This window comes from Paenibacillus sp. GCM10028914, from assembly GCF_042666275.1.
Classification (GTDB): domain Bacteria; phylum Bacillota; class Bacilli; order Paenibacillales; family Paenibacillaceae; genus Paenibacillus_AQ.
On sequence record NZ_JBHTFO010000008.1, the window covers coordinates 209159 to 232532 of the forward strand.

Annotated in this window: 21 protein-coding genes and 1 other annotated feature; of the genes, 9 read left to right on the forward strand and 12 right to left on the reverse strand. The window is 46.6% G+C overall.

Going from position 1 to position 23374, the window contains the following annotated elements; all coding sequences use genetic code 11:
- Position 1: 1 nt before the first annotated feature.
- From ACFQV5_RS07415 to ACFQV5_RS07425, 3 genes are all read right to left on the reverse strand, one after another.
- Entirely contained in the window at positions 2 to 877 is an 876-nt protein-coding gene (locus tag ACFQV5_RS07415) for a carbohydrate ABC transporter permease (RefSeq protein ID WP_379245191.1), read from the reverse strand.
- Between the two features lie 12 nt (positions 878 to 889).
- Complete coding sequence (locus ACFQV5_RS07420) at positions 890 to 1786, reverse strand: carbohydrate ABC transporter permease (protein WP_379245193.1); 897 nt, start codon at positions 1784 to 1786, stop codon at positions 890 to 892.
- Between the two features lie 108 nt (positions 1787 to 1894).
- Positions 1895 to 3283 (reverse strand): ABC transporter substrate-binding protein, encoded by a 1389-nt coding sequence (locus tag ACFQV5_RS07425; protein ID WP_379245195.1) that lies wholly within the window; start codon positions 3281 to 3283, stop codon positions 1895 to 1897.
- Between the two features lie 215 nt (positions 3284 to 3498).
- Here ACFQV5_RS07425 and ACFQV5_RS07430 point away from each other — a divergent pair, with 215 nt between their 5' ends.
- Genes ACFQV5_RS07430 through ACFQV5_RS07440 form a run of 3 tightly spaced genes read left to right on the forward strand, consistent with a single transcriptional unit; the run spans position 3499 to position 7884 of the window.
- Positions 3499 to 5169 (forward strand): response regulator transcription factor, encoded by a 1671-nt coding sequence (locus tag ACFQV5_RS07430; RefSeq protein WP_379245197.1) that lies wholly within the window; start codon positions 3499 to 3501, stop codon positions 5167 to 5169.
- Positions 5166 to 6968 (forward strand): cache domain-containing sensor histidine kinase, encoded by a 1803-nt coding sequence (locus tag ACFQV5_RS07435; RefSeq protein WP_379245199.1) that lies wholly within the window; start codon positions 5166 to 5168, stop codon positions 6966 to 6968. Before ACFQV5_RS07430 ends, ACFQV5_RS07435 begins: the two co-directional genes overlap by 4 nt.
- A 46-nt stretch (positions 6969 to 7014) precedes the next feature.
- Positions 7015 to 7884, forward strand: coding sequence for a class I SAM-dependent methyltransferase (locus ACFQV5_RS07440; protein WP_379245201.1), 870 nt, complete (start codon positions 7015 to 7017; stop codon positions 7882 to 7884).
- Between the two features lie 132 nt (positions 7885 to 8016).
- On the opposite strand, the gene ACFQV5_RS07445 is transcribed toward ACFQV5_RS07440, so the two are convergent.
- The 3 genes from ACFQV5_RS07445 to ACFQV5_RS07455 form a co-directional block, all read right to left on the reverse strand.
- Positions 8017 to 8166 carry a hypothetical protein gene (locus tag ACFQV5_RS07445; protein ID WP_379245203.1) on the reverse strand — a complete coding sequence of 50 codons (150 nt, stop codon included), beginning with the start codon at positions 8164 to 8166 and terminating at the stop codon, positions 8017 to 8019.
- A 143-nt stretch (positions 8167 to 8309) separates the two neighbouring features.
- The gene (locus ACFQV5_RS07450; protein WP_379245205.1) at positions 8310 to 8753 is read right to left on the reverse strand and encodes a threonine/serine exporter family protein; all 444 of its coding nucleotides are present in this window, start codon (positions 8751 to 8753) and stop codon (positions 8310 to 8312) included.
- A 16-nt stretch (positions 8754 to 8769) separates the two neighbouring features.
- Entirely contained in the window at positions 8770 to 9528 is a 759-nt protein-coding gene (locus ACFQV5_RS07455) for a threonine/serine exporter family protein (protein ID WP_379245207.1), read from the reverse strand.
- A gap of 403 nt (positions 9529 to 9931) precedes the next feature.
- Between ACFQV5_RS07455 and serS the strand changes: the two genes are divergently transcribed.
- A complete protein-coding gene (serS, locus tag ACFQV5_RS07460) occupies positions 9932 to 11218 on the forward strand; it encodes a serine--tRNA ligase (RefSeq protein WP_379245209.1) in 1287 nt (428 codons plus the stop codon).
- A gap of 194 nt (positions 11219 to 11412) precedes the next feature.
- Entirely contained in the window at positions 11413 to 12456 is a 1044-nt protein-coding gene (locus ACFQV5_RS07465) for an LLM class flavin-dependent oxidoreductase (RefSeq protein ID WP_379245211.1), read from the forward strand.
- A 40-nt stretch (positions 12457 to 12496) separates the two neighbouring features.
- On the opposite strand, the gene ACFQV5_RS07470 is transcribed toward ACFQV5_RS07465, so the two are convergent.
- The 4 genes from ACFQV5_RS07470 to ACFQV5_RS07485 form a co-directional block, all read right to left on the reverse strand.
- Positions 12497 to 13132, reverse strand: a complete 636-nt coding sequence (locus ACFQV5_RS07470) for a nitrite reductase (RefSeq protein WP_379245213.1) — start codon at positions 13130 to 13132, stop codon at positions 12497 to 12499.
- Positions 13133 to 13160: 28 nt separating this feature from the next.
- On the reverse strand, positions 13161 to 15608 hold the full coding sequence (locus ACFQV5_RS07475; RefSeq protein WP_379245215.1) for a heavy metal translocating P-type ATPase: 2448 nt from the start codon (positions 15606 to 15608) through the stop codon (positions 13161 to 13163).
- 302 nt (positions 15609 to 15910) lie between these two features.
- Positions 15911 to 16234 (reverse strand): metal-sensitive transcriptional regulator, encoded by a 324-nt coding sequence (locus ACFQV5_RS07480; RefSeq protein WP_379245217.1) that lies wholly within the window; start codon positions 16232 to 16234, stop codon positions 15911 to 15913.
- A gap of 71 nt (positions 16235 to 16305) precedes the next feature.
- Positions 16306 to 16551, reverse strand: coding sequence for a glutaredoxin family protein (locus tag ACFQV5_RS07485; RefSeq protein ID WP_379245219.1), 246 nt, complete (start codon positions 16549 to 16551; stop codon positions 16306 to 16308).
- Positions 16552 to 16793: 242 nt separating this feature from the next.
- Between ACFQV5_RS07485 and ACFQV5_RS07490 the strand changes: the two genes are divergently transcribed.
- The 4 genes from ACFQV5_RS07490 (at position 16794) to trpS (ending at position 20886) form a co-directional block, all read left to right on the forward strand.
- Positions 16794 to 17492, forward strand: coding sequence for a GntR family transcriptional regulator (locus ACFQV5_RS07490; RefSeq protein WP_379245221.1), 699 nt, complete (start codon positions 16794 to 16796; stop codon positions 17490 to 17492).
- Between the two features lie 46 nt (positions 17493 to 17538).
- Positions 17539 to 18630 carry a mannonate dehydratase gene (gene uxuA / locus ACFQV5_RS07495; protein WP_379245223.1) on the forward strand — a complete coding sequence of 364 codons (1092 nt, stop codon included), beginning with the start codon at positions 17539 to 17541 and terminating at the stop codon, positions 18628 to 18630.
- Positions 18627 to 19499 carry an SDR family oxidoreductase gene (locus ACFQV5_RS07500; RefSeq protein WP_379245225.1) on the forward strand — a complete coding sequence of 291 codons (873 nt, stop codon included), beginning with the start codon at positions 18627 to 18629 and terminating at the stop codon, positions 19497 to 19499. The genes uxuA and ACFQV5_RS07500 overlap by 4 nt, the downstream gene beginning before the upstream one ends.
- A 66-nt stretch (positions 19500 to 19565) precedes the next feature.
- Positions 19566 to 19846, forward strand: a binding site (T-box leader).
- A gap of 53 nt (positions 19847 to 19899) precedes the next feature.
- A complete protein-coding gene (gene trpS, locus ACFQV5_RS07505; RefSeq protein ID WP_379245227.1) occupies positions 19900 to 20886 on the forward strand; it encodes a tryptophan--tRNA ligase in 987 nt (328 codons plus the stop codon).
- A gap of 129 nt (positions 20887 to 21015) precedes the next feature.
- On the opposite strand, the gene ACFQV5_RS07510 is transcribed toward trpS, so the two are convergent.
- Both ACFQV5_RS07510 and ACFQV5_RS07515 read right to left on the reverse strand, forming a co-directional pair.
- Positions 21016 to 22323 carry a 6-phospho-beta-glucosidase gene (locus tag ACFQV5_RS07510; RefSeq protein WP_379245229.1) on the reverse strand — a complete coding sequence of 436 codons (1308 nt, stop codon included), beginning with the start codon at positions 22321 to 22323 and terminating at the stop codon, positions 21016 to 21018.
- Between the two features lie 50 nt (positions 22324 to 22373).
- A complete protein-coding gene (locus ACFQV5_RS07515) occupies positions 22374 to 23339 on the reverse strand; it encodes an N-acetylglucosamine kinase (protein WP_379245231.1) in 966 nt (321 codons plus the stop codon).
- Between the last annotated feature and the right edge of the window lie 35 nt (positions 23340 to 23374).

The window sequence follows — 23374 nt, forward strand, 5'->3', positions numbered from 1 at the left end:
ATTACCCTTTTACAGCTCCCATCGTAATCCCCTGTGTGAACGCCTTTTGAAACAGCAGGAAGATTGCGATCATCGGGAGTGATGCAAGTGCTGCACCTGCCATGATCACGCCATAGTTCGTGGTGAACTCTCCTTGTAGAGTGGCTATACCTAGAGGCAGCGTCATCATCGGTGTCGAACGTGTCATGATCAACTGACTGAAATAATCGTTCCATGATCCGATAAAGGTGAAGATCGCCAGTGCACCCAGGGCAGGAGTCAACAGCGGAAGAACAATCGTAGAGAACATCCGCACTTCGGAGCAACCGTCGATTTTGGAAGCCTCGAGCACTTCACTTGGAATCGTCTGGGAGAACTGCTTCATCAGAAAGACGCCAAACGGCCATCCAATTGCGGGAATGATCAATCCGCGGTATGTATTTACCCAGCCGAAGTCAGCCAGCATCGTAAAGAGAGGTACTAGAATAACCTGTTTAGGAAGTGCCATCGCAGCTACAAACATTGTAAATATAATTTTGCGACCTGGGAACACCTTCTTAGCAAGCACATAACCCGCAAGGGAAGCAACAAGACAAATCGCAATCATCTCGACAAAGGAAATGAAAAAGCTATTGAAAGTCCAGCGCCATACCGGATTCTTAAATAATTCCTCCCAGTTCTGAAGTGTAGGCTGTAAAGGGAACCACTCCGGTGGTATTTGTGTAGCTACGGTTTGACGTTTGAAGGCACCTGTAATGATCCAGTAAAAAGGAAAGATAAAAAATATAGTCAGAAAGATTAATAGCGTATTCGATAGGACTGAGCCTACTGTCCATTTTCTCAATCGCTTGGGTCTAGGGCCTCCCGTACTCAGCCCAACTTGTAATGGTGAACTCATCGTTTTACCCTCCTAGTACTCCACATCGCTGCCAAGGTATTTAAACTGAATGATAGAAATAATGCCTATGACTACGGCGAGTATGATCCCCATGGCTGAAGCCATGCCGAAGTTACCAAGCTTGAATGCTTGTTCATACACTCCATACATGACCGTTGAGGTGCTGTAGTATGGTCCTCCTGATGTAAGCAGCTGAATAAGAGCGAAACACTGGAACGTATTAATCGTAGTAATGACGATAATATAGAGATTGGTCGGCATTAACATCGGCCAAATAATTTTCCTGAATATTTGCCAGGACGATGCCCTGTCAATTTGAGCGGCTTCAATATATGAGCTAGGAATATTGCCTAGTGAAGCGACATAAAGAATGATTGGCTGTCCTACCGAGGTTGTAATCAGCACAGCAATGATTGATAACAGAGCTGTCTTTGGATTACCTAGCCAGGAGATAGGGTCTGCGCCAAACATGCCAGTCAAGTAGTTCAACACACCATAGTTCGGATGGTAGATCCACCCCCACACCACCGTGATACTCACAACTGAAGACACGGCCGGTAAATAAAACACGCCTCTAAAGAACGAACGCGAAACTTCTTTTTTTCGATAAATGGTCATGGCCACAAAAATAGAAAACACGATTACAATGGGAACCGCAATCAGAACAAGCAACGATGTATTCCATAACGACTTTAAAAAATTCTCATTCTGAAACAAATGAACATAGTTATCGATCCCCGTAAATTCAAACTTTCGCAGTGAATAATTAAAGAAACTGATATAGATCCCCTTCAGCATCGGGTACGCTACAAAAATAATGAAAAATCCGAATGCCGGAAGCAAAAACAAATAACTCATCATCCAGTCGCGTAACATACCTGGACTTACTTTACGGACCTTAGTCTCCATGATCGTTCCCCTCACTCCATCTCTTGCCCGAAAGGAGCAGCACACTAAGTTTGCATGCTGCTCCGAGAAGGTGGTTGTTATATTTCTGGATTTTGCAAAAACGTGTGATTACTTTCCAGCGTCTGCTTTCGCTTTCGCAATAGCTTCGTTCGCATTTTTAGCAAATGCATCAAGCGCCTCTTTTCCAGGTACTACGTTAAGGAGGGCACGCTGCAACTCAGGGAACCAGAACGTACGAACTTCAGCCCATCCATCCACAATCGTAGGAGGATCCGTATAAAATTCACGAGCCTGTTCCGAATAAGTGTATTCAGGATCATCATACAAGCCGGTAATCGAGTTACGTGCAGACAATCCGCCAGTTTGGATCAGGTTCTTGTTCCCCCACTCCGGATCATTCGCAATGAAATCAACAAGTTTCTTGGAAGCTGCAATTTTATCTTCATCGCCGTTGTTGAATACGGCCATCCCGCCCAGGTACGGCTCCAATTGTGGTTTAGCACCATCAATGGTTGGGAAAGGCAGCAGAACATCTTCAAACGGAGCTTTTTTCAGTGGATCATTCTGTGCTCTAAGCACGGGTGAATAGTTAATAGAAAATGCCAATTTGCCTTGCAAGAACAAATCGTTCACATCAGCCGCCGTTAAGGATTCGGATCCGGATATGATCAGTTTGTCTTTCACACCTTTTACAATCCAGTCCAAAGCCGCGCCGGCCTTGTCAGTGTTAATGGCAACTTGGGAGTAATCCTCGGTGAAGAAACGGGAGTTACCCAGATTGGCAAGATACGCTCTTGTGCCCTGGTCGCCAGCTTGGCTCTTCGCGAAGAAGCCGGAAGGAATAATATCAGGTGCTTTCTCCTTAACCGCTTGCAGCGCTTTCTCATATTCTTCAACAGTCCATGTACGATCAGGACGATCCAGAGGAAGCAGATCAATCGCACCGATTTCCTCAAAAATGGTTTTGTTAACACCCATCATGAACGGAGCTGTATTGATTGGGTACATGTAAGTCGTATCTCCTACCATGGACTGCTTCCAAAGTGCAGGAGAGATATCATTTCTAATTTCATCCGTAATCATGTCATCTAGTGGGGCAAGCAAGTCCTTTTTTCCCCAATCCAGAATTCGGCCTGGTGCGTCATAGATAACGTCTGGGGCCGTGTTCGACGCAATGGCAACGTTCAATTTTTCTGGACCCGCTTCATAAGTAAGCATCTCCAGATTAACCTTAATCTCAGGGTGTTGTTTGTTGAAAGCTTCGATGATTTGCTTCTCATACTTTCCCGTTTCTCCATCTAGCGGTTGGAAGCTTGGGAAGTTCCACCATGTAATTTCTACGTTCTTCGGTGCATCTTTTTGTTCTGCCGGAGGAGTGTTCGTACTTGGTTCATCATTTTTTGGCGTTTCCGCTGCTTTGGTTCCACATGCCACAAGTGATGAGCCGATCAGCATGATGCTAAGTACAGTCGTAAGTCCTTTTTTAAACGCTTTCATCTGTTGCCCCCCTAATATTTGGTTATCTGTTGTGTGATGCGCTTTCATTTATTATTGTAAAGTTCGATCAATCTTTGTAAAATACCCTTAATTTTACTTTCATCCCTCATATTTGACCTTGTCTGCATTCTATACTTCGATTCGTAAATTTTGATGTACCGTTTCCAACTCTTTCGATACAATACAACTAAACTTAAATTCACGGAGGCTTGATCATGTACAAACTGCTGATTTGCGAAGACGAGCCTTTAATCCGTAAAGGATTAACGAAATATTTTGACTGGCCGGCACTTGGGTTTCATCATATCTATGAAGCGGAAAATGGTGCCGAAGGCATAGAAATGGCCTTACAGGAGCGCCCTGACCTTATCATCACAGACATTCGAATGCCCCTTATGGATGGACTTGAAATGATAGAGCAGCTACGTGGCAAGCTTCCAGATACCCTATTTGTCATCTGGTCTGGATACAATGAATTTGAATACGCACAGAAAGCTCTTCGTTTAGGCAATGTGTTTGCCTACTTATTAAAGCCTCTACAATATAACGAAAGTATTAAGACCATTCAGGAATGCATTCAGCTTCTAGAGACGAAACGTAAAGAACAGGAGAAGCTAATAAATCTCGCTACTGATGCCCAGCATCATGTTCATCTAAAGCGGAGCCAATTGGTGAAATCTTTGCTGGAAGATCACAATATATCAGAGTCAACCGAACGGGATCTACATAAAGATTTCGCTGCGTATACCGGTAAGCTTGAGAAGTACAAGCTTCAGCCCATGGTTCTTTTCTACGTGCCTGTCTCACCTCCGTCTATGAAGACCAGAGCATGGTGGAGACAAAATGCCGAACGGATGCTAACGGAAGTACTAGCAGATCGTTTTGCATTCACAGACGCTTCGTCCCGCTTATTCACCTATGTCTATCACTCAAAGTTGTATACGTTTACAGTTATAGATGAAGACAAGCAAGATATGTTCAAGATATCGTCTGATCTACAACAACAAGTTACCGCTATTCTTCGACAGCAGGGCGCTCTCCAACATGTTCATCTCTATTTATCCATAGGTGCCCTCGCTGAAGATTTTCACACACTCTCTTCTCTGCTTATACAGACGGATAAAGCATTGTTCCAGCGTTTTCTTCCTTCAGGCGGACAGGCTTTCGTCACTAAAGCTTCTACTCCTAGTTCCATGAAAACCTCTCTGTTCTCATATAGTGACACTGATAAGATCAAGCTTCTAACTTACCTGGAGCAGAATGACGCTCTGCTTGTTAAGGAGTTTATGAATCGAACGGCTGCAGATGTTCAGTCTAGAATCGGACAATTCACACAAGACCAGTGGCTGTCTTATATGCAGGACATCATCTCGGTTGCGATTCGTTTTGCGAGCAAGCATGGGTTGAATATTGAGGAGCGATATCACGAGAAGCTGCTTCATCTCACATTTTTGGATGATTTTGATTCACTCGAGGACATGTTTGCATGGTTAGCCTCCTGGATGGTTCAACTTCAAAGCGAAGCGCAGAGATCTGCAGCGGAGGAAGATTCACAGGACGGAGCTGTATTTGAGCGGATCGAGGAATTTATTATTCAGCATATCGATCAGGATGTCTCATTGCAGATGGTGGCAGACCAATTTTTCTATAACCCTTCTTATCTAAGCCGGCTGTTCAAAACCAAATTGAATAAGAACTATATGACCTTCGTTACCGAGATCCGAATTGAATATGCCAAGCGATGTCTGCTCGAATCCAAGTACTTAATGACTGATGTATGTCATATGTGCGGATATACGAGCTATAAACACTTTGTAAAAATGTTTCGGAAGGTTACGAACATGACACCTACGGATTACCGTAAAAAAATGGGGATGATCGATTGAACAGTCCATTCGGAATTCGCAAGCTATTTTATAGGAATCATTTAAATACGCAGATTTTCGCCCTTATGATTCTTACGATAACCATCCCGCTGATGATTATCTCGGCCATCATCTATTATGTATCTCTCCAGACCGTTAAAGCCGAATACAAGAACAGCTCTGATCTCATTCTAAACAACTTGTCCTTTAATATTGATCAGTATTTACAAAGCATTGAAAAGGGAACACTGTATGCCCATCTGGATGGCCAGCTTCAAAACGCACTCACAAACTGGAACAAAAACCCCCAAATTGATCAGACGATTACGTATCAATCGGTCATACAACACTTTATTGGCACACTCGAAATGACCATCAAAAATGTAAATAGCGTACAAATCTATGCTGGAAACCAGCTATTCTATTCCGCCAACTTTAACCGTGCAGACGTTCATTATGAAAACTTCGAACAGGATGAATGGTATCAGAAGACCTTAGAGAAAAAAGGCGGTATTGTCATATTTGGCACGCATACTCCTTTCTACAATAAAAATTCCAAGGAGAAAGTGCTCTCCATTGCCCGGGTCATTAATAAGACGGGCGGAAAACAGCCGATCGGGGTTCTTCTTGTGGATATCAGGCTGGATTCCTTGAGCGAAATCCTGAATCTGTCGGAAAATACGGAACGTAATTTTGTCATTACAGATCCATCCGGTTCGATCATTTACGCCTCTAAAGATATGGACATCTCAAAACCACTACAATTGGATGAACAGATGCTTAATAAAGTTCTAAGTGAACCTTCAGGAAGCTTCACGACGCTTTTCGAAGACCATAATTCATTCTTTAACTTTGTGACATCACCCTACTCCGGGTGGAAGGTCATTCAGTATATGAGTGAGAAAGAAGTAACCCACAGCTCAGCATTACTCGGAAAAATGATGTTGGGACTTGCAATCGGATCGGTTGGTATGGCCGTATTGTTCATGATACTGATGTGGATGCGTGTGACCAAGCCGATTATTTTTCTGAAGAAACAGGTTGAAAAAGTAGGATCGGGCAATTTCGATGTGGACCTTGGAAGTTCCCGGAAGGATGAGTTCGGAGTACTGTATCAAGGACTGCGGAGAATGGTCGAGGAGCTGCAAAACTATATTGAGCGTTCATCCAAAGCACAGGTGCAGCAGCGGGTAGCACGGCTCGGCGCACTAAAAAGCCAGATTAATCCGCACTTTCTCGCAAACGCACTAGAATCAGTCCAAATGAAAGCCATCATTAACGGTGAACGGGAGATCGGAGAAATGGTCGGGACTTTGGGTCAACTGTTCCGTATCCATACGCAGATGAACAGAACCATCATCCCGCTTCATCAAGAGATGGAGCATATCCGTTTATACGTCAAGGTGCAACAAATGCGCTTTGGGGATAAAATTGAATATGAAGAACATGTACAGCCAGGGACGGAATCACTCCAGGTCCTTCACTTCTCACTTCAACCGCTTGTCGAAAACGCGATTATTCATGGATTGGAACGTCAGGTAGGGCCTGGACTGCTCGAAATCTCCACAGAAGTGTCAGACCATTTCATGCGAATCACGATACGCGATCATGGTGTTGGAATGAGTGCGGAGCAGCTAGAGTCCCTACGTCACAGACTGTCGAGCCCTAACGAGGAAGATGACAGTCATATCGGAGTCGTGAATGTCAGTGAGCGCATTCGCCTTCACTTCGGTGAGCAATACGGGATATGTCTTGACAGCCAATTAGGTGAAGGGACAACCATTACGATTACGATGCCAGCTCTTCCGTTTCATCCATGACATTACGGGAGCAGACTCGAATTACTCAATTTAGGGAGATGATGAAATGATGGGCAACAATTCGAAATTTCAACACACAGGCTCGAACATACGGAATATTCCCGAAGGCAATCGGCAGAGTAATGTGGAACGTTTCTCCGGGTACGAAAATACTTACGACCAGTACCGCCCCGAGGCGCCTCGGCAAGTGATTCAAATATTGACAGGGTATTTGCAGCAAAAGCCACAACTTGTCGTGGATATCGGTTGTGGTACAGGTCTATCATCTTTTGTATGGAAGGACCATGCGGATCGAATTATCGGAATCGAACCGAACGACGATATGAGAGGAAAAGCTGAAGAGAAACTTCAGGAACAAGATCACACAGAACACATCACCTTTACAAGCGGCTACTCTAACCAGATTCCACTGGATACAGGCTCTGTGGATATCATTACTTGCTCGCAATCCTTTCATTGGATGGAGCCGGCTAGTACGCTAAAGGAAGCAGCACGCTTATTACGCCAAGAAGGGATTTTCGCCGTTTATGATTGTGACTGGCCGCCAAGTCTGCATTGGCCAATCGAGAAAACCTACCATGAGCTGATTGAGTTATCTGATGCAATTATAAATAAACATATAGAAGACAATCGGAAAGCTTATAAATGGAACAAGAACGAACATTTGAAGCATATTCGAGAGAGCGGACTGTTTCAATTTGCTAAGGAAGTCGTCTTTCACCATATGGAACCTTGTACCGCTGAAAGATATGTGGGACTCGCAATCAGCCAGGGAGGCATCCAAACTTTATTCCGGCATGGAATCGATGAACTCACTCCTGCCATAGATGCTTTCAGACAGCAGGTCGAGGATTATTTCCAAGGAGAAACCCGTGAAGTGATGTTCAGCTACCGGATGCGGCTTGGTATCAAATAACAGCATACGAACTGCCTAGTCTAGAGTATCTTTCGTCATAAAGACATTCCGTGACATCATCAGCCGGATCACGCTCTCGGATGTTCAAATAGACCGAAGATGCGGGTCCCCGGCCTGTTTTCTGCTTTTCGATTATTCAGGTTGATGGCCCTTCTCGACTGCCTCTTCTTTCACATCAAGAGTATGCTTGAGTTCCCGGTTACATCGGCCTGCAAGAATTACAAGCGCACTAAGTAAAGTGTACACAATAACCTTTCTGGTCAGCATTTCTTTGTCGTTCACGGCCCATCACCTGCATCCCTTCCGAGTGAGCATTATTATGTATAACACCTACTGCAAGATGGAAGTTTTCTTATGCCGATCGAATTATTGTCCAATTTGTGAAAAAAAGTATCCCTTCGATTCCAGAATGAAAGCCACCTTTTCTATGAGCGCCTAGTCGGGGCGCTCTTTTTGATTACCTGATTCGTAACCTCCGCAAGGATAAGACCTAACGCTATGGCTCCAGAAATCATGAAAGCACGAGCCCCAAGCTGAACGGCAAGATCATACTCATTCTGTACAACATGCCTTAGCGCATCATAAGCAAGTCCTCCCGGGACAAGGGGTATAATGCCGGATACGCTGAATATGATGATGGGTATTTTATATTTTTTCGCAAAAAAGTAACTGATCATCGTTACACAGAAAGCAGCGACCACCGTCGCGGTCACTGGAATCACCTCTAGCTCAATCAACCAGATATACAATATCCATCCAACCATACCAGCGAAGCCGCACTGCAACAGCGCTTTTCGCGGCGCATTAAAGATCATACCGAAGGCAGCGGAGGCGATAAAGCTGGTCACTAACTGTTCAAGATACATCATAAACGGATCGCCTCCCTTAGTAGAATGACAACATAAATGCGATGCCTGCACCAATCGCGAACGATGTAATAAATGCTTCCGCCCCTTTAGATAAGCCAGAAATCAGATGCCCTGCCATTAAATCACGGATCGCATTCGTAATAAGAAGACCGGGGACTAATGGCATCACGGAGCTAATAATAATAATATCGATCTGCTGTCCAAATCCGCTCTTTACCATCCATACCGCCGCTAGGCCAATCATGATCGCACCGGAAAATTCGGCAAAGAATCGGACCGGAATAACCCGATGCATATAGACTGAACACGAGAATCCCAATCCGCCTGCCAGCGCAGCTGGAATAAAGTCGTACCAGCTCCCTTTGAACATAATCAAGAAACAACCGCTTGCAATAGCAGACATGAGAATAAGCAGCGGCATAGGGTAGTTCGGTTTTGCCCGCTCTACATCCTGCAAGGAACGATAGGCTTCCGAAATCGTCATTTCCCCAAGGCTGATACTCCTCGAAATGGTATTAACCCGGTCGATTTTATATAAGTTAGTGGTTCGGTCTGAAATCCGTATCAGCCTCGTAATGTGCTGCGGCTCCTCTACCGAAAAAATAATGCCGGTTGGCGTCATATAGCTATGGCTATGTTCCACACCAAAAGATGCGGCAATCCGCATCATCGTATCCTCTACGCGATAGGTTTCCGCACCGCTTTGGAGCATGATTTTACCGGCGAGAAGACATACCTTCATGATCTCATGCTCCCGTTGTAACAACTCGTCCAATGTTGTACCTCCCTGCTTTAAGGTCGCCCGTCAACAACTTGTCTATATTATAGTATGTTTACCTAGTATAAGCACCGTGAAACGGTAGGGCGATAAAGTGTCTGAGAAGACAGAAATAAATTAACTGTTCATCCCTTGAATATAAGAACAGAACTGCGGTATACTGTTACAAATATTGAAATCAGGCCAATGAAGAGCTTCCAACTCTGAGGCGTTCTCGTTAAGGGGATTTCCCCTAAGTTAACCGGACCCGCCCGTTATCGCGGAATCAAAGTGGATTGAATCCTGATACTTCAGTGATTCAATCAATTTGGGTGGCACCGCGAGCGCATAAAGCGTCCCTCGTCCCATATGGACAAGGACGCTTTTTTTATTTTATATAATGCGAAGGAGCGCGGTAATCATGATCGACATGAAATGGTTAAGAGAATGTAAGGAGAATCAGTTGCAAGTCCAGCTGACAGCGGACCAAAAAGGTATTCAAGTATCGATTCCTGAACTTATGGCACTGGATGAAAAGCGGCGGATGCTGCTGCAGGAAGTAGAAAGACTTCGGCAGGAACGCAACCAGTTCACACAGGAGATTGGCACCCTGATGCGTGAAGGAAATCGGGATCAGGCACAACATATGAAGCAGTATGTCAAAGAAATTAACGGGCAATTAAGTGTGCAGGAGAATACAATGCGAGAAGTCGACAACGCATTTACAGAGCTTATGGCGCTTGTGCCCAACATTGTCTCGCCCGACACACCTGTTGGAGATTCGGACCAAGACAACGTGGAGATTAAAAAAGTCGGTGAACCGCCCGCATTTGCGTTTCCGCTTCGTGACCATGTGGAGCTAGGTGAAATGCACCGAATGTTCGATATCCCCCGGGGTGTCAAAACCGCCGGCAGCCGAAATTATTACCTGACGGGTGTCGGTGTCCAACTTCATCGGGCCGTACAGCAGCTGGCACTCGACCTGCTTATGGAGAAAGGCTTCACATTGTTCGATGTGCCGCTTATGGTACGGACTGAGGCTCTGATGAATACAGCATTCTTCCCGCTTGGTAAAGATCAGACCTTCCATATTCCCGAGGAAGACAAGTGGCTTGTCGGGACTTCGGAGGTTCCACTTGTCTCGTATTATAGCGGCGAGATCATCGATGTTACGGAACCGCTCAAGCTTGCCGCCGCCTCGCTGTGCTTTCGTAGCGAAATCGGGTCAGCAGGCAAGGATGTCCGGGGATTGTACCGGGTTCATCAGTTCGCCAAGGTTGAGCAGGTCATTCTGTGCGAGGCAAGTCTGGATACGTCGGAGAAACTGCTTCAAGAGATTACTACCAATGCGGAGGAGCTGCTCCAGCTGCTAGAGCTTCCTTATCGGGTTATGGCAGTGTGCACCGGAGACATGTCGCAAAAGACTTACAAGCAGTATGATATTGAGACATGGATGCCAAGCCGAGAGGCTTACGGCGAGACGCATTCGTCGTCGAACTTGCTTGATTTCCAAGCCCGCCGTTCGAATATCCGTTACCGAGATCATGACGGAAATATGCGATACTGCCACACTCTGAACAATACAGCTGTAGCCTCGCCGCGTATCCTGATTCCCTTACTAGAGAATCATCAGCAGGCGGACGGATCGATTATGATCCCGAGAGCTCTCCGCCCGTATTTAAACGGGCTCGAACGACTGATCTTATAATATGAACCGACACATAAAGGGGCTTCTCTCATGAGAAGCCCCCTTGTATTTATCGATGAGTATAAGAACCTTTACAAGACGCCGAGGGTTTATCCTTATTCTCCTCTCAGGCTCGATATTTTTGTTATCGCATCAGAAGGTATATAATATAACTGTGCTATAATTTAAACAGTATCCTAAGGAGGCTATTCCAGATGACTGAGCAATATAAATTTACATCCGAAACATCCAAACAGCTTCAACATATACCTGTATCCATTCTGGATCTGGCCCCAATTACCGAAGGGAGTACAGCGGCTGAATCGCTGCGAAATTCTCTTGAACTGGCTCAGCATGCTGAGAAGTGGGGATACCATCGTTACTGGCTTGCAGAGCACCACAACATGACAGGCATCGCGAGCTCAGCAACATCTGTCGTGATCGGTCATATTGCAGCCGGCACAACAACAATGCGGGTCGGCGCCGGCGGTATCATGCTGCCAAACCATTCCCCTCTCGTGATAGCCGAGCAATTCGGTACACTGGAATCTCTGTTTCCAGGGCGCATTGATCTCGGTCTTGGACGCGCACCCGGTTCGGATCAACTGACATCTCGCGCTCTGCGCCGCGGACCTGGCAGTGATGGTCAAGACTTCCCTGAACGGCTTGGAGAGCTTCGCAATTACTTCCATCCGACCTCAGGCTCCTCCATGCGGGTTAAAGCTGTTCCTGGTGAGGGGCTCGATGTTCCGATCTGGCTGCTTGGTTCCAGTGGTTTTAGCGCACAGCTGTCAGCACAGCTTGGGCTCCCGTTCGCATTTGCCAGTCACTTTGCACCTGATTATCTGCTTCCGGCACTCGATCTGTACCGCGGTAACTTTAAGCCTTCCGAGTCACTGCAGCAGCCATATGCGATGATTGGTGTCAATGTCATCTGTGCCGACACGGATGAAGAAGCTCAGCGACTTGCCACTTCGGCTCAACAGCAGTTCCTGAACATCATCCGAGGCCAGACCGGCCAACTTAAGCCCCCAGTGGATAGCATGGAGGGTATCTGGAACCTGCAGGAGAAAGCAATCGTAAACCGCACTTTAAGCTTCTCCGCAATCGGCAGTCCAGCTACCGTACGCCAGCAGCTGAATCGCTTCATAGAGATGACGAGTGCGGATGAGATTATTGTGGCATCTGCCATTTATGATCACAAAGCCCGTCTTCGCTCCTATGAGTTGCTTGCTGAAATAGGTATAAACAACGGCTAAAACCAATAAAAACACCGCCTGTACAGGCGGTGTTTTGTCGTTATATTGTGATGAACGAGTTATCCACTAACTCATGTAGTTTTTCAGGCGTCATTCTTTTTACAAATCTGGAGTAGGTTTCTTTCTTCTTTCCGTTCTCCTGATAGATCGTGATTAGTCTGCCGACAATCGGCAGGAGCTGTTCTTCGGTGATTCCTTTCTTGAACAACTGAGCAAGATTAGCCTTGATTCCCTTGGAATCTCCCCCGATGTAAATATCGAACTCATCCTTCATCTTCACAACGGCTATATCCTTCAGCAATGGTTCACTTGTACCTAGCGCGCATCCAGCATACCCAACCTTCAGCGGACTTGGCACCTCATGATCAGCAACGATTGTATCAAGTTTTTGGGCGATATCGAGACCGGCATCCTCTGCTCCACGGCAGAAATTACATGTAATCAGACTTTTGGATACAAATCCGGCAGGGTGAACTTCTAACCCGACTTCCTTCAGCTGCTCTTGTACCTCAGAAATCCGTTCTTCATCCATCGCAACATACAGCTGTTTGAAAGTTGTCATTTCAATTTCTGCATCCGGCCCTACAATAGAGCCGAGAACAGCTAGCTGCTGTGGACGGAAAAGTGTCCCTCCGACCTCAAAGCCCGGTGTTACCGCGAATTTTTTAATCGCCATCTCCCCAAATCTCCCCTTCTGTACTCCCTTATACCTTCATACGCTGCAGTCTGAGCGCATTCAGAACGACAGATACCGAGCTCAGCGCCATTGCAGCACCTGCAACCCAAGGAGCCAGTAAGCCCATCGCGGCAATCGGTATACCCAATGAGTTGTAACCTAATGCCCAGAACAGATTTTGGCGGATGTTTGACATGGTTTTACGGCTCATATAGATGGCATCAGGAATGCTGTTAAGATCGCCTTTCATGAGCGTAACATCTGCAGCTTCCATAGCTACATCCGTACCTGTACCAATCGCCATACCGATGTCTGCCATAGCCAGTGCGGGAGCATCATTGATACCGTCTCCGACCATCGCCACTTTTTTACCCAGCTGCTGCAATTTCTTCACTTCTTCAGCCTTACCTTCTGGAAGCACCTCGGCACGTACATGGTCAATACCTGCTTCCTTAGCAATCGCCTGAGCCGTACGTTCGTTGTCCCCGGTGATCATGATAACGTCGATGCCCATTCCTTTCAGTCTAGCAACTGCTTCCTTAGATGTTTCTTTAATCGTATCAGCCACAGCCACAAGACCTGCATATCGTCCATCCACTGCTGCAAGCATTGCCGTCTTACCTGCTGTCTCAAGCTGAGACATCCGGGTATCAGCATGCCCGATTTCAATATGGTTCTGCTTCATCAGCTTCCGGGTACCAACCAATACAGTACGGCCTTCTACAACCGCACGGATTCCGTAACCTGGAACAGCTTCAAACTCTTCTACGGCTGGAAGTGTGATTCCCTCGCTTGTAACGCCTGCAACAATAGCTTCTGCCAATGGATGCTCCGAGTTTCTTTCTGCTGCACCGACCAGACGTTTGAATTCCATTTCATCGAACCCATCATTGACCTCAACGTCTGTCAGCTCCGGTTTCCCTTTGGTTACTGTGCCGGTTTTGTCGAGAATGATAGTATCAATTTTGTGCGTAGACTCCAAATGCTCCCCGCCTTTAAACAGTACACCTAGCTCTGCTGCACGTCCTGATCCCGCCATAATCGAGGTCGGTGTTGCCAGACCGAGTGCACAAGGGCAGGCAATGACCAGAATGGCTATTGCAATTTCGAGCGCATGAGCAAAGTTACCTGGCGTCACAAGGAAGTACCATACCAAGAATGCCACTACTGCTATACCCACAACAATTGGAACAAAAATACCCGATATTATGTCTGCTATCCGCTGGATTGGCGCTTTAGAACCCTGTGCCTCTTCCACAACTTTGATGATCTGTGCGAGAGCGGTCTCCTTACCGACTTTCGTCGCTTTAATCATAAGTCTGCCGTTCTTATTCATGGTGGCTCCAATGACAACGTCGCCTAACTTCTTCTCTACCGGAATGCTCTCACCAGTCAGCATCGACTCATCTACAGCCGACGTACCTTCCAGAACTTCTCCATCAACCGGAATCTTCTCACCGGGCTTGATAATAACTACATCACCGCTTAATACCTGCTCTACCGGAATAGACATTTCCTGACCGTCACGAACAACGACAGCCGTTTTGGCCTGCAGCCCCATGAGTGTCTTGATCGCTTCAGAGGTCCGTCCTTTAGCGAGCGACTCGAACAATTTGCCAAGCAGTACAAGTGTGATCAGAATAGCACTTGTCTCGTAATACATTGCTGGTCCGTGATGAGCGTTAGCTCCAGCAAGGGTCCAGTCTATCGTTAGATACAAGCTATAAAAATACGCCGCCGACGTACCTAGGGACACTAGTACGTCCATATTCGCGCTCTTATTACGAAGCGCCGTATAGGCACCAACATAAAACTGCTTACCGATATAGAACTGTACGGGTGTAGCCAGTATCAGTTGAAACCATGGATTCATAAACACATCCGGTATCCATATCCAAGAAGTGAACGAGAAGTGACTCACCATAGACCAAAGGAGTGGCAAAGACAAAATAGCCGAGATCAGCAATTTACGTTTCTGCTTCTTGATCTCCTTCTCCCGGTGTTCTGTCTTATCTTGCTGATCTTCCTTAGGTACCGCCTGGTACCCCAGCTTATTTATGCGCTGCTGGATGTCCGGAATGCTTACTTCAGCTGGATTGTACTCCACGCGTAGGCTTTCCATAGCAAAGTTTACAGCTGAACTGGACACACCCGGCATTTTGCCTACGACTTTCTCAATCTTCACTGCGCAAGCAGCACAGTACATACCGACTAACTGTAAATCTGCCGTTTCTTTGGTCGTACCATATCCAAGCTTCTCAATCTTCTCTTCCATCTGCTGAACGGTAACTACCTTCGGATCGAAGCTTACAGCTGCTCTTTCCAGAGCAAAGTTCACATTTGCTTCCTGGACACCTTCCATTTTGCTGAGACCCTTCTCAATTCGGTTCGCGCAGGCTGCACAGGTCATCCCTGTCAGCTGCAGCGTCGTCTTCTTCAGCTCATTATGGAGTGATTCATTATTTGCTGCCCCCATGGCTTAATCCACCTCTCTAATCGATGTACTTCCAATCAAAACAATCGTATTTCCTTATCCTTCACTATTTCGAGAGTTAGTTATCATCTGTATAACCATCGCTCCCTAAAAAATATAATAATTTTGTTGTCTCTTATGATTAACGATTCATTGCTTTCATTGTTTTTAGTTTACCCCCCTACCCTATATTTGTCAAGCGGTTTAGCTCTGGATTTCTAAAAAAATAAAGCCACTCCGCTTAACGGGTGGCAGTCTATCTAAGTAAAGATGATCAACAAGAAGCTTCTCTCATGTATTAAACTTTATTTCATCAATTTATTCATCGTAATGAGAAGCTCAGAAATAACCTCATCATCACCCTCTTGGATTCTCTCGATCACGCAACTCTTCATATGATGTTCCAGCAGCAGTTTACTTACACCATTAAGTGCTGATTGGATCGATGAAATCTGATTCAACACATCATCACAGTACGTATCTTTCTCAATAAGTCCCTTCACACCGCGGATTTGTCCTTCAATCCGATTCAAACGACTGATTAAGTTACTCTTCGTTTTTTCGGAATGGTGGCTCTTACGTTCCCCTGAAACTGCACACGAATCATGTGATTGATTATCCGTTACCACTTGTGATCCCCTCCTAATATATATATTTTATTGTAGCAGTTATTCCAGTGTACAGCCCTATAGACAGATAGCTAGCCTAATAATAGCTTTTCAATCTCCTGGCGATTAAATACGAAACCGAAGAACTCTTGGTTATTAATATATATTGTAGGAACTAGCGTCTTTCCTGAACGCTTCCGGAGTTTATCAGCATACTTAGGTTCATCCGCTATGCTATATTCCTTATAACTTATATCATGCTCACTCAGGAACTTCTTAAAATTGCGGCAGTCTTCACAAGTTGGCGTCGTATATACTTCCACTTTGAGCTTATTCATGGATAGGCCCTCCTTGAGAAATAATGAAACAGCTATTCTTACATACCATCATAACATATAGCCCCCCACCCTATCTAGTGCAATTAACAATCTACCTACTAAAGCTGAAGAAAAACGGCAGTGAACAAAAGCCTCGGCAAGCGCTCATACTGTGCAGAATATACAGCATAATGACTCATATACTTCCCTCCTCTTATGAATTGTAAATAATTGTTACCATACTGCCATACTTGTATGGTAGTATGGTAACAGGAGGTGGTGAAGTGGAAATCCCTTTGCCAGCGGGGTCTGGTTCTGCAGGTAACATCGTATATAACAAACTGAAGCAGCAGATTGTAAGCTTGGAGCTCCCGCCAGGAAGGTCGCTATCCGAGAAGGAAATGTCACTTGCATTCGAGGTAAGCCGGACACCGGTTCGCGAAAGCTTCGTAAGGCTCGCTCAGGAAGGACTGCTACTTGTGTTGCCACAGCGGGGAACACGGGTTGCCTTAATCGATTCAGATCTCGTTGAGGAAGCGCGGTTCATGCGGGAACAACTGGAGAAAGCGGTAATCCGGCTCGCATGTGCGTCATTCCCTAAAGATAAACTGATCGAGCTGGAAGCGAACCTAACGGCGCAGCAGGAAAGTATTGAGCGGCATGATGGCAAGGAAATGTTCGAGCTTGACGAGGCATTTCATCGAATCTTGTTCGAGGGATGCCGTAAACAAGGCACCTGGAATGTTATTCAGCAGATGAATGCACACCTCAACCGAAGCCGCATGCTGTGGTTGTCGGCTGATCCGAATTGGAGCCATCTGTATGAGCAGCACAAAGAGATGGTTGATGCGATCCGTAGACAAGATGGGGATTATGCTGAACACATCATGCAGGAGCATCTAAGCCTTATCATATCGAACTTGACGGTACTCAAGGAGAAACACCCGGATTATTTCAAATGAACCATAGTTTGTATCGTATCCCTATTGAGGAAGAGGCGGTGGAAATATGCGTATGGTATTCCGCTGGTTCGGCGAGGGTAATGACACAGTTTCGCTGGATCAGATCAAACAAATTCCCGGTGTCGAGGGCATCGTATGGGCTTTACATGATGTTCCGGTCGGAGAGGAATGGCCGATGGAACGGATTCTAGAAATCCGTGAACAGGCAACGGCCTACGGATTGCATCTGGATGTCGTGGAAAGCGTCAATGTCCATGAAGACATTAAACTTGGCCTCCCTTCTCGCGACCACTACATAGCGAACTACATTCGTACGATCGAGAAGCTGGCCCAAGTTGGCGTTAAAGTGATCTGTTATAACTTCATGCCTGTGTTCGATTGGGTACGTACAGATCTGCACAGAGCCTCTGGTGACGGATCTACAGCACTCTTTTTTGAAAAGGCACGAATTCACGGCATTGATCCGATGGAACTTGTTCGCACCATTCAAGAGAATAGTGCACTTACGATGCCTGGCTGGGAGCCAGAGCGTCTTGCTCATCTGAGCTCCTTATTCGATGCTTACCGTAATGTAACAGAGGAAGATTTGTGGAGTAATCTGGAGTATTTCCTGAACGCTGTCATCCCGGTTGCAGAGCAGTGTGGCATTCGAATGGCCATCCACCCAGATGATCCACCTTGGCCAATATTCGGATTGCCACGTATTATAACAAGCCAAGATAACATCCGCAGATTTCTTAACTTATATGATAGCCCGACGAACAGCATAACATTATGCAGCGGCTCGCTCGGTGCAAATCCTGATAACGACATTATTGCAATGATCCATGAATTCCATGACCGGATACCATTCACGCATATCCGTAATGTACGCGTATTTGATAATGGTGATTTCATCGAAACCTCCCATCGGACGCAGGATGGCAGTGTAGATATTGCGGGTATTGTCAAAGCCTATAATGACAACGGTTTCAATGGATACTGCAGACCCGACCACGGGCGGCATATCTGGGGTGAAGAATGCCGTCCGGGATACGGACTATATGACCGTGCACTCGGTATCATGTACTTGTGGGGTGTGTGGGATGCGGCTCAAAGAGCTAAAATCTCCAAGCAAAAGGAGGCTTCAGCGGTATGAGTCAGTCATCACATGCTTGGGGGCTGCCCAAGCATCCAGCCCTTGAGGGTAGGGTAGCCGCTATAACCGGTGGCTCCGGCGTCTTATGCCGAGCGATGGCGCTGGAACTCGGCCGGCAAGGCGTTAAGGTGGCCGTATTGAACCGAACCTTGGAGAAAGGCCAAATCGTGGCTGATGAGATTATAGCTGCCGGTGGTGAAGCGATCGCTGTCGCTTGTGACGTCACCGATATCGATAGTGTTCGCCGTGCTGAGCAGGCGGTACGTGAACAGCTTGGTTCCTGCGACATCCTCATTAATGGTGCGGGCGGCAACCACAAGGATGCCAATACGACGAATGAAATTTTTCGTCCAGAAGATCTGGAACAGCCCGAAGTATCTACCTTCTTCGATCTCAGCGTTCCTGGGTTCCGAAATGTAATGGATTTGAATTTTATTGGAACACTCATTCCTTCTCAAATCTTCGGTCAAGGCATGCTTGGACGCCAAGGTGCTGTCGTCCTTAACATCTCGTCCATGAGCGCACCATCGCCAATGACAAAGGTTCCAGCCTACAGTGCAGCGAAAGCTGCCATCAATAACTTTACCCAATGGCTTGCAGTGCATCTCGCGGAGTCCGGAATCCGGGTCAATGCTATTGCCCCAGGCTTCTTCCTGACCGAGCAGAACCGTAATCTGCTAACGCATGAAGATGGTTCTCTGACCGAGCGTTCTCACAAAATTATTACACATACTCCAATGAGACGCTTTGGCGTGCCGGAAGATCTGCTTGGAACGGTTCTCTGGCTGTTGGATGAGCAGACATCCGGGTTCATTACCGGAACGGTAATCCCTATAGACGGCGGCTTTATGGCCTATTCCGGTGTGTAAATTGATTCTAACAATGGCCACCTTGACGATCTTCCTGAAATATGGCATCTTTATAGGAACGAATACACGAAAGCAATGAAGGGAAAATAGTAGCTTATCCATCGTTGTTCAAGCGAGCCGGCGACAGGTGTGAGGTCCGGTACAATGAGGTCTGTGAATGGGTCCCTTCGCTTCAAACCGAACCCTTGCGATAGCAGGTCAGTAGGCTTTGACGGCGCTCCCCCGTTACCATGGGAGAAGTGATCGGAGCAGGCATGCGAATAACGCCTACTTCCCGTCATGTTAAAGTGCGGCATTATGATGCCGAAAAGTGGTGGTACCGCGGAGTCAAACACTTCGTCCCTGAGCAAGGGGCGAGGTGTTTTTTTATTTTTTTATAAACCAAAGGAGGTCAACAATTATGAACAAAAGAATGCTGTCAGGTATTAAGCCAAGTGGAGATTTGAACATCGGAGGCTACAGTGGTTCACTCAGCCAGTTTGTAGCGAACCAGCACGATTATGATTGCTATTTCTTCATTCCGGACCTGCATGCTATCACGGTATATCAGGACCCTAAAGAGCTGTATCAGCGCTCCCGTGACATCGCTGCCCTATACATTGCTGCTGGAGTGGATCCGAAGAAAGCTACCATCTTCCTGCAATCCCAGGTATCTGCCCACGCCGAGCTAGGATGGCTCTTAGAGACACAGGCGCACTTCGGTGAATTGAGCCGAATGACACAGTTCAAAGACAAATCCGAAGGCAAGGATGTTGTCAGCTCCGCCCTCTTCACCTATCCCGTACTAATGGCAGCAGACATCTTGCTGTACCAAGCCACTCACGTACCTGTCGGTGATGACCAGAAGCAACATATCGAGCTGACACGGGATCTCGCTACAAGATTTAACAACAAGTACGGCAATACCTTTGTGCTGCCTGAGCCGGTCATCCAAGAAACAGGTGCAAGAATCATGGGACTTGATGATCCATCCAGCAAAATGAGCAAGAGCAATCCGAATCAGAACAGCTACGTGTCACTTCTCGATGATCCAGCTGTTATCCGCAAAAAATTCTCCAGAGCCGTAACAGACTCCGATATGAGCGTTCGTTATGACTGGGATACGAAACCTGAGGTCAGCAACCTGATTGAGATTTACTCCATATTCTCAGGCGAATCTATTGCGTCGATTGAGAAGCAGTATGAAGGCCAAGGATACGGTGCGTTCAAGAAAGGTCTGGCTGAGGCTGTCATCGCGAAGCTGGAACCAATCCAGAAAACATACCATGAAATTGTAAACTCCGAAGAGCTGGACCGTATTCTTAAAGACGGTGCCGAACGTGCGAATGAAACAGCACAAGTAACACTGACTGCTGCGAAACGCGCTATGGGTTTGGTAACATTCTAAATATCGAATGACAACATAAAAGCCTCCCGTGTGGAAGAAAGTTGCCGCCGTAAACGGTCCGCAGCCCTCTCTTCTATGGGAGGCTCTTGTTATTTATGAGGAGCTAGTTATAGTTTCATCATGAATGAGTTACTTGAAGAATGCTGGCAAGTACGCTTTGTGTGCTTCCAGCAACTCATCAAGAACCTTTTTCGCAACATCCACAGAAGGAATAAGCGGATGATGAACCAGCGCTTGCAGCGCAATTCCCCGATCGCCAGTTACCGCTGCCTCAATCGTTAATTGTTCATACACTTTCACCGCATGCATCAGGCCTTTCACATGCTCCGGAACGTACTGAGGTGCAAGTACAATCGGTCCTTGTCCCGTCACTACACAGTTAACCTCAATGCTGGCGTCTGCCGGCAGAAAATCAAATGTATTTCCGTTCGCCACATTCAGCGTCTGAATATCACGCTTATCGTTGTAGATGGAATTCATCAGATTCACCGCAGCTTCTGAATAGAAAGCTCCGCCTCTCTGCTCCAGCTGCTTCGGCTTCACATCAAGATTTACGTCTTGATATAGCTTGAACAATTCCTCCTCTACACGGCTGACAACGTCAGCACGAGTACCGTCCTTCTCAAGCGAAGCCTTCATATCGCTGAACATCGTATCGGTCATGTAGAAATATTTTAAATAATAAGTTGGAATGGCCCCTAAAGACTTAATAAAGTCAGGGTCCCAGCCAAACGTTGGCACATTTTTAGCTGTGTAGCTTTTTCCGCCATCCAGCAGTTCTGGAAGCTTCTCTTCCCCTCGAACAATAGCTGAGGTTACCCAGTGCAGATGGTTAATCCCTACAAACTCTGCCAGCACGTCTTTCTCTGGCACTTGATACTCCGCAGCCAAAAACTTCTGAAAGTTGATTGGAGAATTACACAAGCCGATCGAGCGAACCTTACTATATTTCTGCACCGCTTCTGTCACAATCCCTGCCGGATTGGTGAAATTCAGCATCCAAGCATTTGGAGCCAGCTCCTCGATATCACGGCAAATATCCAGTATAACCGGTACGGTACGAAGCGCCTTCATCATGCCCCCCGGTCCTGTTGTCTCTTGCCCGATGACGCCATGTTGAATTGGAATATGCTCATCCAGTTTACGCGCTGCCAGTAGTCCGACACGCATCTGAGTTGTCACGAAGTCAGCGCCTTCAATCGCACGTCTGCGGTCGAGTGTAAGATGAACTTCGATGGGAAGCCCTGATTTTTCAATCATGCGTTTAGCCAAATTGCCTACGATGTCCAGCTTGTGCTGACCTTCTTCAATATCAACGAACCATAGCTCACGGATGGGCATTTGATCATAGCCCCGAATAAATCCTTCCACGATTTCCGGTGTATAAGAGGAACCTCCACCGATGACAGTGATTTTGAGCCCCGTTGGTTGTGTCACTTCAATCGCCTCCATAAGATGTTGTTAGATGAACTGGTGAATGAGATCGCTTAAAAAGATAATGACTTCAGTCTGCTTTCGGTCTCTGCATCGATAACTCGACCATCCGAATCCATTGCACTCAGCAGTGCGCCAGCTACGGGATCTGAGGTTAAGTGAACGCATCTGGCCTGAGGTGCTCGCTTTGCTACCTCGCGTTCGATGGCATTCGTAAGAATAGAGCTTTTCCCCCTATTCAAAACGCTTCCAATATACACGATATCAAACGTTTCATCTCTCATACCCAGTCGCTCAATTAAGGTGCATACCGCATTGGCTAGTTCTGCCCCTTCAGTCTCAAGAATGGAAATCGCTACGGCATCCCCAGCTTCCGCTGCTTCGAGCAGTGTCTTAACAAGACTGGAGGGAATAGAAGTCTTCCCATATAACACGTCCTCAAACAACGCTTCAACGGAAGTATAGTCCATCTGATCAAGCACCTTAGAGGTTAATAACGTCTCAGGTCCTCGCCCATCCCATGCTCTGATGACCGATCGAAATGTTAGCAATGCTAGACCGGACCCACCAGCGTGACCATCACCATACTTAAAACCAAAACCACCATATTGCAGTTCCTCTCCGACTGAATTACGGGCCGCACTGTTAAATCCGGTACCACAAATAATCGCTGCGCCATAGGAACGATCCGTACCGGCACGCATGCCAATCATCGTATCACAGGCAATCTCGTGTCTCGGATACCCCATGCCGCCAATCATGGGACGCAAAATCTCATAATCGGCTTCACGATCGGCTCCGGCTAACCCAAAATAAGCGAAGCTAACTTCTTCCTTCGTGATTCCAGCTTCCTGAAGTGCAGCATCACAGGCAGCAGTAATGTTCTGCTCTGCTAGATCGCGCTCAATTTGGTGGTTACCATTGCCGGCTATCCCTTTACCCAATACATTGCCGCACTCATCCACAATGACTGCATGTGTTTTGCTTCCTCCGGCATCCACGCCCAGATATTTTCTCATGAACGTCCTCCTTCCGCTTGAATCGCGGGGTCATA

What these genes read in the sequence shown, in the direction of transcription:
- ACFQV5_RS07465 (WP_379245211.1), top strand. Translation starts at nt 11,413, where the DNA reads ATGACTGAGCAATATAAATTTACATCCGAAACATCCAAACAGCTTCAA.
- ACFQV5_RS07500 (WP_379245225.1), top strand. Translation starts at nt 18,627, where the DNA reads ATGAGTCAGTCATCACATGCTTGGGGGCTGCCCAAGCATCCAGCCCTT.
- ACFQV5_RS07420 (WP_379245193.1), bottom strand. Translation starts at nt 1,786, where the DNA reads ATGGAGACTAAGGTCCGTAAAGTAAGTCCAGGTATGTTACGCGACTGG.
- ACFQV5_RS07430 (WP_379245197.1), top strand. Translation starts at nt 3,499, where the DNA reads ATGTACAAACTGCTGATTTGCGAAGACGAGCCTTTAATCCGTAAAGGA.
- ACFQV5_RS07475 (WP_379245215.1), bottom strand. Translation starts at nt 15,608, where the DNA reads ATGGGGGCAGCAAATAATGAATCACTCCATAATGAGCTGAAGAAGACG.
- ACFQV5_RS07515 (WP_379245231.1), bottom strand. Translation starts at nt 23,339, where the DNA reads ATGAGAAAATATCTGGGCGTGGATGCCGGAGGAAGCAAAACACATGCA.
- ACFQV5_RS07470 (WP_379245213.1), bottom strand. Translation starts at nt 13,132, where the DNA reads ATGGCGATTAAAAAATTCGCGGTAACACCGGGCTTTGAGGTCGGAGGG.
- ACFQV5_RS07415 (WP_379245191.1), bottom strand. Translation starts at nt 877, where the DNA reads ATGAGTTCACCATTACAAGTTGGGCTGAGTACGGGAGGCCCTAGACCC.
- ACFQV5_RS07425 (WP_379245195.1), bottom strand. Translation starts at nt 3,283, where the DNA reads ATGAAAGCGTTTAAAAAAGGACTTACGACTGTACTTAGCATCATGCTG.
- serS (WP_379245209.1), top strand. Translation starts at nt 9,932, where the DNA reads ATGATCGACATGAAATGGTTAAGAGAATGTAAGGAGAATCAGTTGCAA.
- ACFQV5_RS07485 (WP_379245219.1), bottom strand. Translation starts at nt 16,551, where the DNA reads ATGAATAAGCTCAAAGTGGAAGTATATACGACGCCAACTTGTGAAGAC.
- trpS (WP_379245227.1), top strand. Translation starts at nt 19,900, where the DNA reads ATGAACAAAAGAATGCTGTCAGGTATTAAGCCAAGTGGAGATTTGAAC.
- ACFQV5_RS07440 (WP_379245201.1), top strand. Translation starts at nt 7,015, where the DNA reads ATGATGGGCAACAATTCGAAATTTCAACACACAGGCTCGAACATACGG.
- uxuA (WP_379245223.1), top strand. Translation starts at nt 17,539, where the DNA reads ATGCGTATGGTATTCCGCTGGTTCGGCGAGGGTAATGACACAGTTTCG.
- ACFQV5_RS07450 (WP_379245205.1), bottom strand. Translation starts at nt 8,753, where the DNA reads ATGATGTATCTTGAACAGTTAGTGACCAGCTTTATCGCCTCCGCTGCC.
- ACFQV5_RS07490 (WP_379245221.1), top strand. Translation starts at nt 16,794, where the DNA reads ATGGTAACAGGAGGTGGTGAAGTGGAAATCCCTTTGCCAGCGGGGTCT.